Below are 1,278 nucleotides of genomic sequence, written 5' to 3'. Positions count from 1 at the left end.
TTTTTTCACTCCCTTAGCTAAAAAAGGAAATTTAAACAAACCACCTTTATGCCAAGTTTTAAAAGATTCTAATAAAATTTTTCCTAGTTTATAAGATAAGTGTTCTTTATACTTTAAAGCTTCTTGGTAATCTGGATAATTTTCTAAAGGGGGTAATTTTAAAGTTGGATCTTTTTTTATTTTTTGATAATATATTTTTTGATCTTGTTTATAATTTAAAAATACTGATAACAAATATATTGGCATGAATAGAATACCAATAATACTTTTAGAATTAATAATCATAGTTTGACCTAATTTATAACAAAGCTGATTTTGAATTCTTTGTTTAGCTGTGCCATATAAATTGGTGTTAAAAATAATATTTTGATGCTTTAAACGAAACATCTTAAATATTACTTTAGAAAAATTTATATAAATTCCAATATTTAGCGGATCAAGATTTTTATTGATATCTTTTTGAAAAAGTTGCATACATAAAGAAGGCAAAAAATAATTTATTATAATATTCTTTTCATCGTAAAAACTGTCTTCTATAGCTTTTTCAACCATTTTACTCCAACTAAAAAGACTGTAATATTTTTTAGCATCTTCATTTTTATTATAAAATTTAGACAAAAAATCAAGATATTTTGGTAGGATTATTTGCTCACCTATTTTACTCTGCCTCAAGGTTGTAGCATTGCTTCTAATTCGATAATTTATTATTTTTTTATTTAATAGAGATATTTTATTACTTTTAAAAAATACCATAAAACCAAAATAAACATCTTGATGAAAAATATAATCTAAAAATTTTATCTTTTGATTGCTCAAGTAATTAAAAGCAATCATCCCACTCCAAACAAAAGCGAAAGTTTGAATATTGCAATATTTATCCAACCATTCATCAGATATGATTATATCTTTTTTTATTCCCATATTATAACAATTAAACCAAGTCCACTCATCTTTTTTTTCCAAGCTATCTTTTTCATAAATTTTATTATAATCAAACCAAACCACTTCAACCCCATCCATTCTAGGAACACATTCTTCTATGCAATTTAATTCCCAATAATCATCAGAATCTAAAAAGATAATATAATCAATATCAGGAGCTTTAAAATTTAAAAGTTCATCTTTATTTTTAAAGAAATTTGAACTTTTATATATTTTATAAATATTATAAGGATTATCTTCATTGTCTAATTTAAATTCTACTAAGGAGTTTTCTTTTAATTCTTGGGTAATATTTTTAAAATCATATTCTTTACTAAAGAATTCTATGCCAACATT

General features: G+C 22.9%; 1 protein-coding gene. It reads right to left on the bottom strand.

Features of this window, described 5'->3' with window-relative positions; genetic code table 11:
• The coding region (locus AJN60_RS00520; RefSeq protein WP_070285669.1) for a glycosyltransferase family A protein at positions 1–1,278 on the bottom strand (1,278 nt) is incomplete at both ends.

It is taken from the genome of Campylobacter sp. BCW_4323 (assembly GCF_001763115.1).
GTDB lineage: Bacteria > Campylobacterota > Campylobacteria > Campylobacterales > Campylobacteraceae > Campylobacter_D > Campylobacter_D jejuni.
The sequence above is the reverse complement of the archived record's forward strand: the minus strand, read 5'-3'. Positions and strand labels throughout refer to the sequence as shown.